The 17012-nt window shown below is 42.7% G+C and carries 14 protein-coding genes and 1 pseudogene; 4 read left to right on the forward strand and 11 right to left on the reverse strand.

The window, feature by feature from the left end:
- The 5 genes and pseudogenes from CDG79_RS43955 to CDG79_RS23430 form a co-directional block, all read right to left on the reverse strand.
- Positions 1–106: pseudogene (locus CDG79_RS43955) on the reverse strand (glutathione S-transferase family protein); the annotation flags it as partial.
- A gap of 7 nt (positions 107–113) precedes the next feature.
- A complete protein-coding gene (locus tag CDG79_RS23410; RefSeq protein ID WP_094344277.1) occupies positions 114–512 on the reverse strand; it encodes an MAPEG family protein in 399 nt (132 codons plus the stop codon).
- An 85-nt stretch (positions 513–597) separates the two neighbouring features.
- On the reverse strand, positions 598–1101 hold the full coding sequence (locus CDG79_RS23415) for a DNA recombination-mediator protein A (RefSeq protein WP_094332842.1): 504 nt from the start codon (positions 1099–1101) through the stop codon (positions 598–600).
- An 81-nt stretch (positions 1102–1182) separates the two neighbouring features.
- Positions 1183–1530, reverse strand: coding sequence for a hypothetical protein (locus CDG79_RS43960; protein ID WP_223278278.1), 348 nt, complete (start codon positions 1528–1530; stop codon positions 1183–1185).
- A 30-nt stretch (positions 1531–1560) separates the two neighbouring features.
- Positions 1561–2655, reverse strand: a complete 1095-nt coding sequence (locus tag CDG79_RS23430) for a phosphotransacetylase family protein (RefSeq protein WP_094344278.1) — start codon at positions 2653–2655, stop codon at positions 1561–1563.
- 388 nt (positions 2656–3043) lie between these two features.
- On the opposite strand from CDG79_RS23430, the gene CDG79_RS23435 reads away from it, so the two are divergent.
- Together CDG79_RS23435 and CDG79_RS23440 are read left to right on the forward strand one after the other, a co-directional pair.
- Positions 3044–3265 carry a hypothetical protein gene (locus CDG79_RS23435; protein ID WP_094344279.1) on the forward strand — a complete coding sequence of 74 codons (222 nt, stop codon included), beginning with the start codon at positions 3044–3046 and terminating at the stop codon, positions 3263–3265.
- Positions 3266–3381: 116 nt separating this feature from the next.
- Positions 3382–4362, forward strand: coding sequence for an aldo/keto reductase (locus CDG79_RS23440; RefSeq protein WP_094344280.1), 981 nt, complete (start codon positions 3382–3384; stop codon positions 4360–4362).
- A 105-nt stretch (positions 4363–4467) separates the two neighbouring features.
- On the opposite strand, the gene CDG79_RS23445 is transcribed toward CDG79_RS23440, so the two are convergent.
- The 6 genes from CDG79_RS23445 to CDG79_RS23470 all read right to left on the reverse strand — a co-directional run bounded on the left by CDG79_RS23445 (position 4468) and on the right by CDG79_RS23470 (position 12986).
- A complete protein-coding gene (locus CDG79_RS23445) occupies positions 4468–4845 on the reverse strand; it encodes a response regulator transcription factor (protein ID WP_094344281.1) in 378 nt (125 codons plus the stop codon).
- Between the two features lie 125 nt (positions 4846–4970).
- The gene (locus tag CDG79_RS23450; RefSeq protein WP_094344282.1) at positions 4971–8723 is read right to left on the reverse strand and encodes a PAS domain S-box protein; all 3753 of its coding nucleotides are present in this window, start codon (positions 8721–8723) and stop codon (positions 4971–4973) included.
- Between the two features lie 13 nt (positions 8724–8736).
- Entirely contained in the window at positions 8737–10740 is a 2004-nt protein-coding gene (locus CDG79_RS23455) for an ATP-binding protein (RefSeq protein WP_094344283.1), read from the reverse strand.
- A complete protein-coding gene (locus CDG79_RS23460; RefSeq protein ID WP_143855561.1) occupies positions 10727–11023 on the reverse strand; it encodes a hypothetical protein in 297 nt (98 codons plus the stop codon). The genes CDG79_RS23455 and CDG79_RS23460 overlap by 14 nt, the downstream gene beginning before the upstream one ends.
- Before the next feature lie 358 nt (positions 11024–11381).
- Positions 11382–11882, reverse strand: coding sequence for a fatty acid hydroxylase (locus CDG79_RS23465; RefSeq protein ID WP_094344285.1), 501 nt, complete (start codon positions 11880–11882; stop codon positions 11382–11384).
- Between the two features lie 924 nt (positions 11883–12806).
- On the reverse strand, positions 12807–12986 hold the full coding sequence (locus tag CDG79_RS23470; RefSeq protein WP_094332843.1) for a CopG family transcriptional regulator: 180 nt from the start codon (positions 12984–12986) through the stop codon (positions 12807–12809).
- Positions 12987–13189: 203 nt separating this feature from the next.
- On the opposite strand from CDG79_RS23470, the gene CDG79_RS41275 reads away from it, so the two are divergent.
- The gene (locus tag CDG79_RS41275; RefSeq protein ID WP_143855562.1) at positions 13190–13390 is read left to right on the forward strand and encodes a hypothetical protein; all 201 of its coding nucleotides are present in this window, start codon (positions 13190–13192) and stop codon (positions 13388–13390) included.
- A gap of 33 nt (positions 13391–13423) precedes the next feature.
- Positions 13424–16966: an NB-ARC domain-containing protein gene (locus CDG79_RS23475; protein ID WP_094344286.1), complete on the forward strand. Its 3543-nt coding sequence runs from the start codon at positions 13424–13426 to the stop codon at positions 16964–16966.
- Positions 16967–17012: the final 46 nt, after the last annotated feature.

Consider the following 17012-nt stretch of genomic DNA (forward strand, 5'->3'; position numbering starts at 1 on the left):
GAAATGCCGGACGCTCAGATAACTGCTTGATATAGTTCAACACCTCTGGGTAAGGGCTGAGGTCTAGCTTCAGCATGATGGGAATATAACTCAAAATAGAACCCACTCCCTACTTAATTAGTAGCTTGGATGATGCTCAAGAACATGAGAGTGGCAGAGCCAAGGATGCTAATAGCAAACATGAGCGATCGCAAAAGGGGTATATTCAAAATATAAAAAATTGAGTACAGCAAACGAGCCACCACAAAGGCGATCGCAGCTATTTGTGCTGTAGTAGAATTTACACCAGTTACATAAGCCATTAATGCGGCTGCGGCAAATACCATAAAGGCTTCAAAGGTGTTCTGATGTGCCCAAGTAGCTCGTTGGGCATAAGGCGGCAATTTATCAACCATCGCACGAGGAGTAGCAAGCATTTCCTTGCCAATCCGCACACGGGCATAAGCTACTACCAAAAATGGCAGGTAAATCAGAACGACAGCAGCAGCGATCGAGTACAAAAAAATTATCATTACTTATTGTTGTTGGTTATTAGTCATAGTCATCAGTCATTAGTCATTAGTCAAATACAAATGACAAAAGACAAATGACAAATGACTAATCAAAGTAGAAAAGCGTCACCACTTTTCTTTGTTCTTCTGCATCCTGACAAGTTTGTAACAGGGTGCGGCTATCGTGAAACGCAAAACAGATCAGTTGCTGGCAACGGGAGACAATTTCCTTGTTGCACAGGTAACTAGCTTCAGCAAGGGACAGATTATCATTACTGGGATTTTCCACTAAATGCATTACCTGTTCTAGTTGCTGGCGCGATTCCAAAGGCTGGCGTTCCAGACTTTGGGGTAGAATCACCGTCAACAAATTTGCATCAGCCCGTGTTGCTCCCTTGATGGCAGCTGAATTTGTACCTGTAGCACCAGAAGTAATGATGCGATTACCCGATAAAACTAGGGCATAAGTCATCATTTCAATCAGATTCTGATGCGTAATCGGAACGTGACGAGAACCCAGCAAGGCGATTTTTTTGGAACCCGTTTGTTGGATTGTCGCCAGTTCTTGCGCTAATGTATCGAGGTTAATAAGGTCTGTTGATTGGCTCAAAGATAGACATAATCCGATTAAACGACCCAGATATTTTACCAAACAGCGTGTAGGTGCGAGGAAAACTTGAGTTAGAGATTGCTACAACTTTTTGACTGTTTGGTTCAATAACTCAATTACTTGGTTACACCAAGCAAGCCAATGTGTTTCATAACTTATGCCATTTAAGAGGGTCAAGTACTGAAATTTTACTGCTTCTGGCAATTCTTGTAAGTTCTTAAAGTAACGTTGCTCTAAATCTTTATACGTAGACAATTTTTCTAGATGCGCTTTTTGGTACGGAAATATGCCTGTTTTTGGATTAGCTGCTGCAACGAAGTACGTCCCAGCTATGGGGCGGAGAGAGACAGCCCGCCGTCGCCTGGGAGGTGACAGCGAGCCGGCTGTACCTTCACCAGCAATACAGCCTTCTAACTGATAAGTGAGCATTGATACTCTCAATTATTTGAGTTGATGAGGCTAAGACAATGCTGCTGCGGGAGTTAAACCCAGTTTAGATAACAGGCGTTCAATGTCAAAATGCTCAGACATTAACTGGCGAATGCAGTGAACCTTAATCGGCTCGTGGAGGCGGACTTGTCCGAAAGTGCGGTTAACAATTTCTACAGTGGTGAGAGTGTCTAAATCAACAGATAAAATGGGGATTTCTAGTTCTTCAGCGCGGCTGAGAATGAACGGCGGCGGTGGTAGTTGCCCGGTGAGAATTAGACATTGGGTAGATGTTTCCAAAGCCGCTTGCTGAATTTCGACGCGATCGCCTCCGGTTACAACTGCCATATTTCGGCGTTTGCGGAAATACTTGACGGCAGAGTTGACATTCATCGCTCCAATTGCCAGACTTTCTACCAACAAATCCATGCGATCGTTGCGACAGAGAACATCAGCCTTTAACTGCTTGACTAGTTCGCCAACACTGATACTACGGAGCAAATCGCTATTTGGCAGCATTGCTAGCACCGGAATCCCCTGCTGTTCCAAAAATGGACGTAAGAGAGTGTTAACTGCTTCTAGTTGGGTGACAGGGATATCATTGATCACAACTCCCATCAAGCGATCGCCCACACGCCCTTTAGCAGCCAATAGCGCCTCAACTGAAAGCAACGATTTATAGCGGCTTACCAACAGCACGCCAGCATCCAATACTTCAGCCATTTGCAGCAAAGACAAGTCAAACAAATTGCCTTCGGAAAAATCACCAGGCCCCTCCAGCAATACCAAATCTCCTTGGGACATTTGTAAATATTGCTGTATTAAGGACTGCTGATAATCGGTTTTGTCTTCCCCTCGTAAGCGCTTTTGCACATTCAGTTCATCCAAAGCCAGCATTGTAGGTGCAACACGGTTTTCCGGCAAATTGAGGCTAAGAGCGATGAATTGGACATCTTCCTCAATTACGGTTCCACTAGACGAATTTAGACACGTACCAAGCGGTTTACCGTAGGTAATATCCAGTCCTTTTTGCTGTAGCTGATAAGACAAACCCAGAACAGTTGCAGATTTACCGCTATAAGTCTCGGTTGAGCCAATCAGCAAATATTTAGGGGATTTTGGCACACATGCACTCCTAATTTCAAAATTCAGAAGAACCCAGCTAGGTGTTTCCTAATTCTAGTTCCTTCTGGCAAAAGCCTCTCGCTCTCACAAATTAAGGTTTCCCAGAATTCGCTTCTGAATAAACAGGCGAGGCTCTTATGGGTAGGTTTTTCAGATTAGACCAATTTTTTGGGTTGTAGAAGCAAAAAGATTGCCTGAAACCTTAAAACTACGTTAAATATCTTCTAGGTTTCTATAGGAATCAGGTTTGGTTTCTGAAAATATACGTAGGATGTGAGCGCGGAGAGTACGGCATCAAACCCTTGATAATAGTGCGTTACGAACTCCGTTCTAACACACTCTACAATTTTCTTTGCTAAGTAAGATTTAGTTTAAAAAAAGTATTGACATGAACACCAACTTAGAAGAATTTTCATATCTATGGAAGAATGGCTTAGACTCTGATTGGGCACTCTTAAAATTTAATGCCTCACCTTCAGAAAAAGAACCAAGATATTTAATTGTAAACACGAAAACTAAACAGGGTTTGCTAGTTCATGATGATGTTCTCTATCAAAAGCTAAAAGAAACTATGTGTGAAAAAGGAGTTTGTATTATTTCAAATTTATGATATGTATATATTTTTTAAATAAATACTTCTAAGTGTAGATGACTGAGTGATAGGGAAAGGGATAATGCTGAAGGAGTTGATTTTGTCTGAGCAATTACTGACTAGGAGATTATTTGATGAAAACCAGAAAACTAGGGAAACTTGGGTTAGAAGTTTCAGCCATCGGACTTGGTTGCATGGGAATGTCTGAGTTTTATAGTGGTCGTGATGAAAATGAGGCGATCGCTACAATTCATCGAGCATTGGAACTTGGAGTTAATTTTCTTGATACTGCTGATATGTACGGGCCTTTTACTAACGAGCAATTAGTAGGCAAAGCCATTAGAGATCGCCGAGATAAAGTAGTATTAGCAACCAAATTTGGCAATGTCCGCACTGAAGATGGTGGTTTTAAAGGAGTTAATGGCAAACCCGAATATGTCCATCAAGCTTGCGATGCCTCACTCAAACGTTTGGGAGTGGAAGTAATTGACCTGTATTATCAACATCGGGTAGATACAACCGTACCCATTGAGGATACTGTAGGAGCAATGGCAGAGTTAGTTAAGCTGGGAAAAGTGCGTTATTTGGGGCTTTCAGAGGCTGCTCCGGCGACGATTCGGCGGGCTGTGGCAGTCCACCCCATTGCAGCACTCCAAACAGAATACTCGCTTTGGAGTCGAGAGCCAGAGGATGAAATTTTACCTACTGTGCGGGAATTAGGAATTGGGTTTGTTGCCTATAGCCCATTAGGAAGAGGGTTTTTATCAGGGGCGATCGCCAGTCCTGACGATCTAGCACCTGATGACTATCGGAGAAATGCCCCTCGCTTTCAAGGGGAGAATTTTTATAAGAACCTGCAATTAGTCGAGCAAGTGAAAGCGATCGCCACCGAAAAAGGAGTAACTGCTAGTCAACTTGCACTAGCATGGCTATTCGCTCAAGGAGAAGATATTGTCCCAATTCCGGGTACAAAACGCCGTACCTACTTAGAGGAGAATGTTGCAGCTACCGAAATTACACTGACTGAACAAGAGTTAAATCGATTAGAAGCAGTTGCACCAAAAGGTGTAGCAGCAGGTGAGCGCTACCCTGATATGAGCACTGTTAACCGTTGATTTATTAACGAAGCGTAACCAAATTTGTGCCGATTGTTCCTAGTAGTGCGATGTCTCCGACGGGCTACGCTTACGCAGGTGAAAAGCATTCATTCAAGATTTTTCTCAAAAACCCAACACCTGCATTGATTTTTCAAGTACTTCTTTGGGGCGGAATGGTTTAGTTAGATATAAATCTGCACCGACCTCAATTCCTTTTTGTTTATCAAATTCCTGTCCCTTAGCTGTCAATATCACAATGTAGATATCAGTCATTTGCAAGTCGTGTTTAACAATGTGGCAGACTTGCAGACCGTTCATTTTAGGCATCATCACATCAAGAAAAACTAGATTTGGTTTTTCAGCTTTAATAGTTTCGAGAGCTTCTTCTCCATTTCTAGCAGTTAGAAGTTCAACACCCTCATCTTCTAATGCTTCTAAGGCTTGTTCCATCAAAATCAAGATATTGGGTTCATCGTCAACAATTAGAATTTTCTGGGTCATAAGGATTGGGGATTGGGAATTGGGAATTGGGAATTGGGAATTGGGGATTGGGAATTGGGGATTGGGGATTAAAATCATTCTTTCCTAGTACCCAGTCGCCAGCCCCCAGTAACGAATTGCAGCGCTTACTGATCGGATAACATAATAAAAAATACATTTTCTAACTCCTTCTCAAACCGTAGGGTTTTGAACAAATCGGCTTCTTGAGAGAAGAAAGAATCGATGATGATCATGTCAGGTTTGGCTGACAAGGCTTTATTGATGCATTCTTGCGGATTGGAGGCTTCAATTACGTTGTATCCCTGAGCTTGGAGGACATCGGATAGGGTTTTTAAGGCTGATGCATTTTTATCTACAACCAATACCTTTTTACTAGAAGTGCCTTGGTAAAGCAGTGAGCCTACTTCGTTGAGGAGTTTCTCTGTGTTAATGGGCTTGGTGAGATAGCGATCGATACCAATATGATAGCCGCGTTCTTTGTTTTCAATAATTGACAGAATAATGATCGGAATGTCTGCGGTCTGGGGATCGTTTTTGAGGACGGCTGCCACGTCGAAGCCGTTGATTTGGGGCATCATCACGTCCAAGAGAATCAGATCGGGACGCGCTGTTTTGATTTGATGAATTGCATCTACGCCGTCCTTTCCTTCTCGGACATTGTAGCCTTCGTTTTCCAGTTGTTGACGAAGCAATTCCCGAATGTTAGCGTCATCATCTACAACCAATATGGTTTTTCGATTTTGATTCAGCACAGGGTTTGTGGTGATGACGTGTTCTTTGAGTTGTTTGACTAGCGTATCTAGATTCAGATTAGTAGTGGTTTTTGGATCGCTAGCGTAGGTGGGAATGATGAACGAGAATACGCTGCCTTTACCTGGTTCACTTTCAACCCAAATTCTACCGGCGTGATGATCGACGATTTGTTTACAGATGGGCAGTCCTAACCCTGTGCCTTTGGGTTTGTCGGTGAGAGTGTCACCAACTTGGCGGAATTTCTCGAATACTTTCGGCTGATCTTCAGGTGCAATACCAATACCTGTGTCGATGACGCTGATGCAAACACCATCATGTCCTTGTTTGACGCGGCAGGTGACACACCCAGATTCGGTAAATTTAACGGCATTAGAAATCAGATTGATTAAAACTTGCAGCAGACGGTTGCGATCGCCTACTATCTGAGGTAGTCCAGATTCAATCTCGCTGACCAACTGCAAGCCATTGGTTTCAAACAACGAGGCTGTGGAATTGGTTGCCCAATGGATTAATTCACTGGGATCGAGAGGCTGCATCTGCCATTCCACCTTACCTGCTTCCATCTTGGCGATGTCTAGGACATCATTAATCAAAGACGTGAGTCGTTCTGCTTCAGACACAATAATATTGAGATTGTCACTCACCCGCTTAATGGTTTTTTGAAGTTTGCGGTCTTCAGTAGAAATTATTGGGAATACATCGGTTTCTAGCTTTTCTTTAATGATCGATGCAAAACCGAGAACAGAAGTTAGTGGTGTTCGCAGCTCGTGGGAAACCGTTGAGATAAAGTCGGTCTTCATCTTGTCAATCTCTTTTTCTGCCGTTATATCCCGAATCAACAACGCTGAACCGAAGCAGGCAGAGGGTTCTTGCATTGCAACGTTTTTGAAGATGGCGGTCGCCACTGCTTGACCAATGCGTTCCTTCGTCAGTGCAACCTCAGCAGAGAACACCTCTCTAGGATGGGACTGAGTTCGTGCAACCAGTTCTGTTAAACCAGATATTGGCAATTCTTGGTAGTGACCGTTGACGATGGTAGCTGTCAATTCATACATAGCTAAAAAGGCAGGATTGAAGTGGGTAATTTGTCCTGCGGTGTCTACCACTAACAAGCCATCTGCTAAGTTATCTAAAATGGCATTTAATCCGTGCGCTTCTGCTAGAGTATTTTGCAGGGCAGCTGTCCGCTCTACAACTCTGGCTTCTAGTTCTTGATTCAGTTGCCGCAGAGCGATTTCTGCTTGTTTGCGGGCAGTAATGTCGGTATTGATTTCCAGTACCGCACAGGGCTGACGGTCGATGTCCCGTTGCAATGTCCATCGGCTCTGAACGGTAATCAGTCTAGCATCATGGGTGAGATGTTCCACTTCTCCTTCCCAATTACCTTGCTCTAATAACTCTGCGATAATTTCTTCTTTTGGTTTTAAAAAGGTTTTTTTGATAAAAGCCTGAATGCATTGGCCTTTCACTTCTTCACGCGTCCAACCATAGAGCCTTTCAGCACCTTGATTCCAGTGAGAGATTTTGTCGCTCATGTCGCGGACAATGATGGCATCGCTGGAATGATTTATCATATCCATCAGACGCTGATTTTCGGCTTCTGCTTGTTTGCGATCGTGAATATCGGTGCAAGTGCCAATCCATTCTCGAACGCTGCCATCTTCTTCAAAGACGGGGGCACCACAGACGAAAAAGTGGCGGTAGCCTCCGTCTTTGGCACGAAATCGATATTCTGTTTCAAAAAGACTCTGATTCGCCACAGCAGTACTCCAGGCAAGGGCTGTGTGGGTACGGTCATCGGGGTGAATTGGATCGAGCCAGCCCAAACCCTCGACTTCTTGTGCACTCTGACCTGTGTACGCTAACCAGGTAGGCATTTCACTAGGCACCGCCAGTCCTTCAGGCGTAGCTATCCAAACAATTTGCGAACTGGCAGTCACCAGAGAGCGAAACCGTTGTTCGCTTTGTTGCAGAGTTTGTTCTGCTTGTTTGCGATCTTGAATATCGGTGCAGGTACCAATCCACTCGCGGATGCTGCCATCTTTTTCCAAGACGGGGGCACCACAGACAGAAAAGTGGCGGTAGATGCCATCCTTGCCACGTATTCGATATTCGGTTTGGAGAATACTTCGGTTTGCCACAGCAGTATCCCAACCTACTATGGAGTGGGCACGGTCATCGGGGTGAATTGGATCGATCCAGCCCAAACCCCCAGCTTCAGCTTCGCTCTGCCCCGTATAGTTCATCCAGGTGAGCATTTCACTACTTATTCCCAGTCCTTCTGGGGTCGCTCCCCAGACGAGCTGTGAAGTAGCAGTTACTAACGAGCTATATCGTTCTTTAAGACGCTGACTTTCGGCTTCTGCTTGTTTGCGATCGTGAATATCGGTACAGGTGCCAATCCACTCCCGAACGCTACCGTCTTCTTCTCGGACAGGGGCACCCCAGACCCAAAAGTAGCGATAGTTGCCATCCTTGCCACGAATTCGGTATTCAACTTTATACATGCTCAGGTTTACCACAGCAGCACTCCAGGCTTCTGCGGTATCGGCGCGATCGTCGGGATGAACGGCATCAATCCAGCCCCCATTTTCGGCTTCCGCTAGACTTTGACCTGTATAGGCTATCCAACTTGCCAGTTCAAAGCAAATTCCATCTGGTGTACATACCCAGACAATTTGTGCAGTAGCAGTTACCAGAGAGCGGTATCGAGCTTCACTCTGTTTCAGGATTTGTTCAGTATGTTGGCGTTCTTGTTGGGTACGTCGAAGGTCGCTGATGTCCTCCACACTAGACCAGATCAGTTGCTCCCCATCTTTCTCAATCATCAGTCCAGATAACCTGACGGGAACTAAGTGCCCATCTTTGTGGATGTACTCCTTCTCATAAGGCCCATAGCGACCAGTTCGTTCCAAGTCTTCTAGGCTAGATTGTTCCGTAGCAGCATATTTTTCTGGAGTAATCTGCCAGTAGGTGAGATTCAAGGTTTCTGGAACAGTGCGCCCTAAAATAGCAGCATAGGCAGGGTTAATATCAATCAGCGTCCCATCTGTTCGGCACAGTGCCAGCCCAGTGGGGCATTGTTCAAATAGCTGACGGTTGTATTCATTAGGTTGATTAAACATGATTGAGGTTTCTTTAGTAGCGTATTTGTTTGGGGTTAGAACAACAGAACCAAGACAACAAAGTGGCGTAAAGCTTTAACGAAATTGGGTGGCGTTGGAATATCTGGTAAATTTCATCGGGCGATGCACCTTCGACATCTGGATTGTGTTGTGAAAGTCGCTGGATCAACTGAGTATGGCGGATCAGCAAATCTGTTGGTTTGAGCATTGGAGCTGTTGATGGAATGAAGCCGTCGCCATCGGGTGTATGGGATAATTCCGTTATGGAAGTTGCTGAGGCAGAGGTGCTATTTTTTTCTTCAGCAGCGTCCACCACTGCACAATTTAACGGAATCTGAATCCAGAATTCTGTGCCTTCACCGGGTTGAGAACGACACTTGAGCATTCCTCCATGTTTATCTACAACAATTTGGTAGCTAATTGCCATGCCTAACCCGGTTCCCTTACCAACATCTTTCGTGGTGAAGAAGGGATCGTAAATGCGGCGGATGACCTCCTCCTTCATACCTGGGCCGTTGTCGGCAATCCGAATCACAACCCACTGGTTATCGAGGACTGCGGTACGAATGGTAATTAGGGGTTTAGTCAAAAGTCCATAGTCCATAGTCGATAGTTCAGGGCTTTTGACTGTTGACTGTTGACTAGTGACCATTAACTCCTCTAAAGCATCAATGGCATTTGCCAGGATGTTCATAAACACCTGATTCAATTGTCCGGGGTAGCATTCAATCAGAGGAAGTTTTGCATAGTCTTTAACGATTTCAATTGCCGGACGGCGAGCATCTGCTTTCAGGCGATGGTGAAGAATCATTAGCGTTCCGTCGATGCCATCATGGATGTTGACGGCTTTCATTTCGGCTTCATCATGGCGAGAGAAGTTTTTCAGAGATTGGACAATTTCGAAGATGCGATCGGTGCCCACTTTCATCGAATCTAGCAGTTTGGGGAGATCCTGGATGATAAATTCCAGGTCTATATTGTCTAACTCTGATTCCAACCCTGGAGGAGCAACAGGTAGGAATTTCTGATACTTTTCCAATAGGTGCAACAAGTCTTGAGCATATTCGGCAACATACCTTAAATTGCCGCAAATAAAGTTAACTGGGTTGTTGATTTCGTGGGCAACCCCGGCAATGAGTTGCCCTAAACTGGACATTTTTTCGCTTTGGATTAACTGAGTTTGGGCTAATTGCAACTCGTGGAGAGCTTGCTGAAGCTTCTGTGTCTGGGCTTTTGCCTGGACGGCTGCTTGAGTGCTTTGCTCGTAAAGCAAAGCTTTATCAATGGCGATCGCTGTTTGAGAGGCAAAGATACTCACAAGTTTCAGGTGTTCAGCCTTGTATGAGTCAGTTTTGGAGGTTCCAATGGCGATCGCTCCCAGTACCCGCTCTTTGGCTCTTAAAGGTACACAAATCATGGCACTAACATTTTTTTGCCCTTCTAATCGAGGATCGGCTTGCACATCATTGACGAGTTCTGCCCGGTTGGATTGCACAATGTTGCCAATAATTCCCTTGCCCGGTTCCGGCTGACTATTGTCAAAAAACACTCCAAATTCGGCGATGATTTCAAACGCAGTTGCATCTGGACTCAAAAGCAGAATCATCCCCGCAGATGATTCAATTAATTGACTCAATTCTTGCAGCACGAGTTGGGCAATCTGTCGCGTATCTAAACTTGTTGTGAGTTGAGTCGAGATATCGTCAAACAAATCAATTTCCTGATATCGCTCTAGCAATTCTTTAGCAAGTACTTTCTTCTCAGCTTCCTGCTTTGCCAGAAATGAGAGCAAAGTCGCAAGTAGAATTGCCTGTTCTTCGCCAACAACCCAACCGATTATTTCTCCTGAAACCTCGACTGGATATCGATTTTCCTGAGTTCGCTCCCCAATGCTAATTAGTTTCGTGCCGTCTATCAGTTCAACATCAACCGCAATGTTGAACTGGTGAACTAAGTTATTAAGGAGAGATGGCAACTCTTTTTTATTGAGCATCTTTCTGAGGCTAACTGCGGGCATAAAACACCTCATAAGCAGTAGGTTGCAAATTGACCGCATTCAAGCTAACTGAGTTATTAATTTGATCGATGAAGCCACGAGGCAGAAGCAGTAAGGGTTTAAGACAGCCACTGAGTTCTCGTACCCTACGGAAAGCTAATGCAACAGTGGCTTCAAATGAGTAGGGGTCAAATCCCCTACTCATTTGCTCCCTCCTGCCTTCTTCGCCCCTTCCCTGCGGGACGCTCCGCGAACGGATAAACAAGCTACGCCGAGCATCTTTGGAAAAGAGAGGAATTGTCATAAAAATCTAGGGATATAATAATTTACTAATTAAGACTAGTTTTCCCAAAAACGTTGATGATATAACAGCAAAGTTGAGCGGTAGCAGATACCTTGAAACTCCTTACATAGGTTCCTTCTGCTCGTTTACTCGCTTATTATTTGAGGACACGCCCTAAAAACACTATAAATAAAGCTTTAATAATTCGATAAATGCATAGATTTAAATCTATGGACAATTGATGTTTCTTGTTACTAGCGCATTTCTGAGACTAGAATAATCTCCTCTCTGGCAAAATATCAATAGCGTACGAAAAGAAGCTGCGATCGCAGCTTCTTTTCTTACTTTTTAAAAGTATTTAGGTAAGCAGTAGCTTCAGTTAAATTCGAGAGTAACGAAAACGAAGTCTGAGTAGCCGAAGCCAGCGTAACCACATTTGTGCAGGTTGTTCAAAGAAGGTGAAAATATCACCGAAACCTAAATTAGTTTTGTGATGATGTAACCAGTGTCTCTCAGGAGTAGTAATAAATAAAATTTGGCATAAAATATTTACAGGCTTTGAAGTTTGCCAACCCAGTACACTTATGTGTCTCCACCAGACATGAAACTGACCAAACAGTAATCCAGAGATAACACCAATGGGAGAGAAAGACCACAAAACTACTGCTATGAGTAAATAAGGAAAAGCTCCCAAGATACCATCTAAAAGAACCTGGGGATTAAAAGTCAAAATAGCGTAGTGGCGGAAGTCTTTTTTCCAGGAGTGGTGCGTTTTTAAATGAAGGCTACCAAAAACGTGCTCAGGTACGTGATAAAGGAATGTAGATAGAAAATCGCCAAAAAACAGTAATAACCAAGCAACAGCGATAGCCTCAAGCATTTGTACTCCTCAAGAATAGTTAAGAAAACTCCACAGAAAATATGCAGATATCATGCTGTTGACGTAGACACCTGGTTTTAAGCTATGCAAACAGCATCTGTGCGTCTCATGGGTCTACGCTCCAGTGAATTGGTCTCAGAGTAGAATGGCACGCTTGATAAGGGAAAATCGTTGAGGCAGCAGGGGTGCAGAGGAGCGGAGGCGCAGGGGAGAAAGAAGAAGTTTTAAGCATTGCGTTCGGATATTTAGAAATTCCCCTCTGCGCCCCTGCCCCCCTGCTCCTCTACTCCTCTGCAATCCTTACGCTGCATACCCTTCAGCTTAACTTAGTGCCATTCGGCTCAGAGTATACGTAATTGGACGGTTGCAATCTCATAAATTTCCGAGCCTTAATGGAGTAAATAGCAACTCGTAAGAACCTCCAATTTGACTTGTAGCTTTGGGTTAATGGTAGCAATACATCTAAAGCCCGATAGGAATACAGTATGTTACTATAGTTACTACACAATCTTCTTACTAAGGCATACAGCGTAAGCAAAGGTTGAGTTAAACTTAGTACAAATTTAGGTTAAGGCTTTTCTACACGTTATTAAGTTGAAACTTATTGCAATTGAGTTTCAATTATGAATCTAATTATAACGATATAAAGAGGTATTCTGCCAACGTAATTTTGGTTCTTGAGATGAGTAAAACTAGTTGACAACTAAGTGACTTTTGAACAACGAAACCCAACACCAAGAATCCTTGATTTTGTTGGGTTTCACTTTGTTCAAATCAATCTATAAATGTTTGATTTTTTCAGAGAAAAAGAAGAGCGTTAATAGTAATGTGAGTTCGACAGAGTAAAGTTGAAAACCCTTGTCAAAATTTGCAACATCTTCTACTTTAACTAGGGCTTTTCAGACTTGGCGTGAGAAATCCGGGTCAAGGTAAAGCTTGAATGAGTTTCCGAATCACATCTATTGCTGGACTGCCTGTCTGTTCGCAATACTTCTCAAGGTTCTGGGCTTCATCTGATGTCAAGTTTAAGGTAATTCGCTTAAGCGCCCTTTTTTTAGTAGAGGTTGCCAAGCGGGGAGATTTAAGTGCAGCAGTTTTATTCATTGATTGATAGTCTAGATATATACAAACTTTCTTTATCAAGATTGCCAATTCTGAACTATCTTTACCAGTGAAAATCGAGATTTTGAGATTGAACTTAAGCTTTACACCAAAATATATTACTGAGAAGCTAAGGTATTAAATACTTGGTACCACATGGAATCTGCCATTATGTGTGATGCTAGAAGCTTTTGGCTAAAGAGCTTATGTCAGCAATGCCCCACAAACCAGATTGTCTGTTGAGCAAGCGATATTTAATTCCTGAGACGATTGGATTGTCAAAGGTGGTTTTTATCAGTGAATATTTTGGTAATATATGTGTTTTAAATCTTCTGCAATATGAGATTATTCGTTTGTTATGGCTATCACCTCATATCTACAGCAACCTAGTAGATAATTCCTTTTAGTTAAAGGTGGTTACACCAATAGTGAGTTAATACATGACTTTACAGAATTGGAGACGCAAGCGTGGCGTTGCACTTACTAGCAAAGGGTTGCAGAAAATTAAGCAAGCAAAGCATCAGTCAGAGGCAAAAGAAAATTTTGGAAACAGGTATACTCTTGAAGAAATGAGCGCCCGCTCTGGGTTATATTCCGCTACCATCTCGAAAGTATTGAATCGGGAAGGAGGCGTTGATAAACAGACTATTGAAAAGCTTTTTTCAGTTTTTCACTTAAAAATAGATAAAAGTGACTATTCAAGCTCAAATAATCGTCTAGATTGGGGAGAAGCTATCTTTAACTCAGTTTTTTATGGACGTATTGAAGAACTTACTACGTTAGAGCAATGGATTCTTAACGAACACTGCCGATTGGTTGCCCTATTAGGAATAGGAGGGATTGGGAAAACGGCGCTGTCTGTAAAGCTTGCTCAACAGATTCAGGACAACTTTGAGTATGTGATCTGGCGATCGCTACGAGAAGCCCCACCTGTTACAATTATTCTCAGTAACCTGATCCAATTTCTATCTGACGAACAGGAAACAGAAAGCAATTTACCAGAAAGCTTTAGCGATAGAGTCTCGCGGCTTCTCTATTATTTGCAAAATCATCGCTGTTTGGTGATCCTTGATAATGCAGAGTCAATTCTCCGCAGCGGTAGCCGCGCTGGACTTTATCGAGAAGGACATGAAGAATATGGTGAACTTTTAAGACGGATAGGAGAAGCAACTCACCAAAGCTGCTTAATACTGACTAGTCGTGAAAAACCGAAAGAAGTAGCATTACTTGAAGGACAAGCAATCCCTGTTCGCTCACTACCATTAAGTGGTTTGAAGGTAGCAGAAGGGCAAGAAATCTTAAAACTCAAAGGGCTATCTGCGGTAGAGGATGAATGGAAAGTAATGATTGAGCGCTATGCAGGTAATCCACTGGCCCTAAAGATAGTTGCTACAACCATTCAAGATATTTTTGGTGGTAATGTCACTGAATTTTTACAACAAGACACGGCTGTTTTTGGCGACATTCGTGATGTTTTAGAGCAGCAGTTTCAGCGCTTGTCAGATTTAGAAAAGGATATTATGTACTGGCTAGCGATTAATCGTGAGTCGGTTACACTCTCAGAATTGCGAGATGATATTATATCACCAGTTGCACAATCAAAATTACTAGAGGCGATAGAATCGCTGGGGAGGCGATCGCTAATCGAGAAAGCTACACCTACACTGATTGGAAAAACTGGAGCATTCTTCACACTCCAGCCTGTAGTTATGGAGTATGTGACTAGTCACTTGATAGAACATGTATGTGAAGAGATTCTTACTCAGAATATTTATTTATTTAGGAGTAAAGCTCTAACAAAAGCGACAGCAAAAGAATATGTTAGGGATACTCAAATTCGCTTGATCGTCAAACCAGTTATAGATGGGCTGCTTACTGCTTTTAGAAGTAAAAAAAACTTAGAAAATCACTTAGCTCAAATTTTAGCAACGCTACGAGAGATATCGCCTCTAGAACAAAGTTATACGGCAGGAAATATCTTTAACTTGCTTTGTCATTTAGAAACCGATCTCAGCAGTTATGATTTTTCTTATCTAAGTATTTGGCAAGCTGACTTGCAGAATGTAAAGTTGCACAATGCAAATTTTGCTCACGCCCATCTAGCTAAGTGTGTTTTTATTGAAACCTTTGGTGGTATTTTTTCGGTAGCTTTTAGTCCGAATGGTAAACTTTTAGCTACTGGTGATACCAATGGAGAAATTCGCTTGTACGAAGTTGCTAATAGTCAGCAACTTATGACTTGTAAGGGGCATACTGGTTGGGTTTGGTCAGTTAGTTTTAGTCCCGACGGTCAGGTTCTTGCCAGTGGAAGTAATGACCAAACAATAAAGCTGTGGGATACCAGTACTGGTCAGTGTTTAAAAACTTTGGAGGGTCATAGTGGTGGGGTTCGTTCAGTCACTTTTAGTCCTGATAATCAGGTTCTTGCTAGTGGCAGTGATGACCAAACCGTGAAGCTATGGAATATCAGTATAGGCAAATGTTTGAAAACGTTACAGGAAAATGGTTGTAGTGTATGGTCTGTTGCCTTTAGTCCAAAAGGTGATGTGTTGGCAAGTGGAAATGATGACTATAAGGTAAGGCTGTGGGATATTAACAGCAATTCATGTATTCACACTTTAGAGGGTCATACTCAGTGGGTATACTCAGTCACTTTCAGCCCTGACGGTAATACACTAGCTAGCGCTAGCCATGACCAAACAGTTAAACTTTGGGACACAAATACTGGTAAATGTATTAAAACTTTGCAGGGGCATACAGACTTGGTACATTCAGTTACCTTTAGCGTCGATGGTAGCACTCTTGTTAGTTGCGGTGAAGACCAAACAGTTAAGGTATGGGATTTCGTGAGTGGCCAATGCCTTAAAACTCTACAAGGACATAAAAGTAGGGTATGGTCGTTAGCAATATGTATAAATCAAAATATCTGTGCTAGTAGCAGTGATGACCAAACGGTAAAGTTATGGAATATCAGTACTGGTCGATGCATTAAGACCTTCCAGGGTTACAACAATGGGATATGGTCAGTTGCTGTTAGCCCAAACGATAATTTCCTTGCTAGTGGTAGTAATGACCAAACAGTGACAGTGTGGGATGCTATTACTGGTAAGTGTCTCAAAATTTTCCGGGGACATGATAGGAGAGTTACATCAGTTGTTTTTAGCCCTGATTCTCACTTGATTGCTAGTGGTAGCGAAGACCAAACATTAAGGTTATGGGATATAAATAATAGTAAATGTCTTAAAATATTGAAAGGACATAGTAATCGAGTTACATCAGTTACTTTTAGTGCTGACAGCCATTTTTTGGCAAGTGGTAGCGATGACCAAACAATAAGAATATGGAGTGTCACCACTGGTCAATGCCTTAATATTTTACAAGAACATAGTGGTAGAACATGGTCAGTCACTTTCAGTTCTGACAGTCATGTATTAGCTAGTGGTAGTCATGACGGAACAGTGAAACTCTGGGATATTCGCATTAGCAAATGCCTTTATACTTTACAAGCTCATACCGAATGGGTTTGGGCAGTTGGTTTCAGTTCAGATGGTGGTATGCTAGCTAGCGGTAGCGGAGACAAAACGATTAAAATCTGGGATGTCACTACTGGTCAGTGTCTTAGAACTTTGCAGGGCCATACAAATACTATATATTCAGTTGCTTTCAGTTCTGATGGTCGCATACTGGCGAGTGGCAGTGGAGACCAAACAGTTAAGCTTTGGGATGTTAGCACAGGTAGCTGTTTAAGAACTCTATTAGGACATACTAGATGGGTTTGGTCAGTTACCTTTAGTTCTGATGGTCAGACTGTGGTCAGTTGTAGTGAAGATGAGACAATTAAGATTTGGGATGTACAAACAGGTGAATGTTTAAAAACTTTGAAAAGTAAAAATCCTTATGAGGGAATGAATATCACTAGCATAAGTGGCTTAACTGAGTCTCAGAAAGATACTTTAAAAGCTCTAGGAGCAGTTGAGTATTAAAGGGGACTTAATATTAGAGTCATAATACAAAGTTAAGCCAGCTTGG

Source organism: Nostoc sp. 'Peltigera membranacea cyanobiont' 232 (assembly GCF_002245985.1).
In the GTDB taxonomy this organism is placed as follows: domain Bacteria; phylum Cyanobacteriota; class Cyanobacteriia; order Cyanobacteriales; family Nostocaceae; genus Nostoc.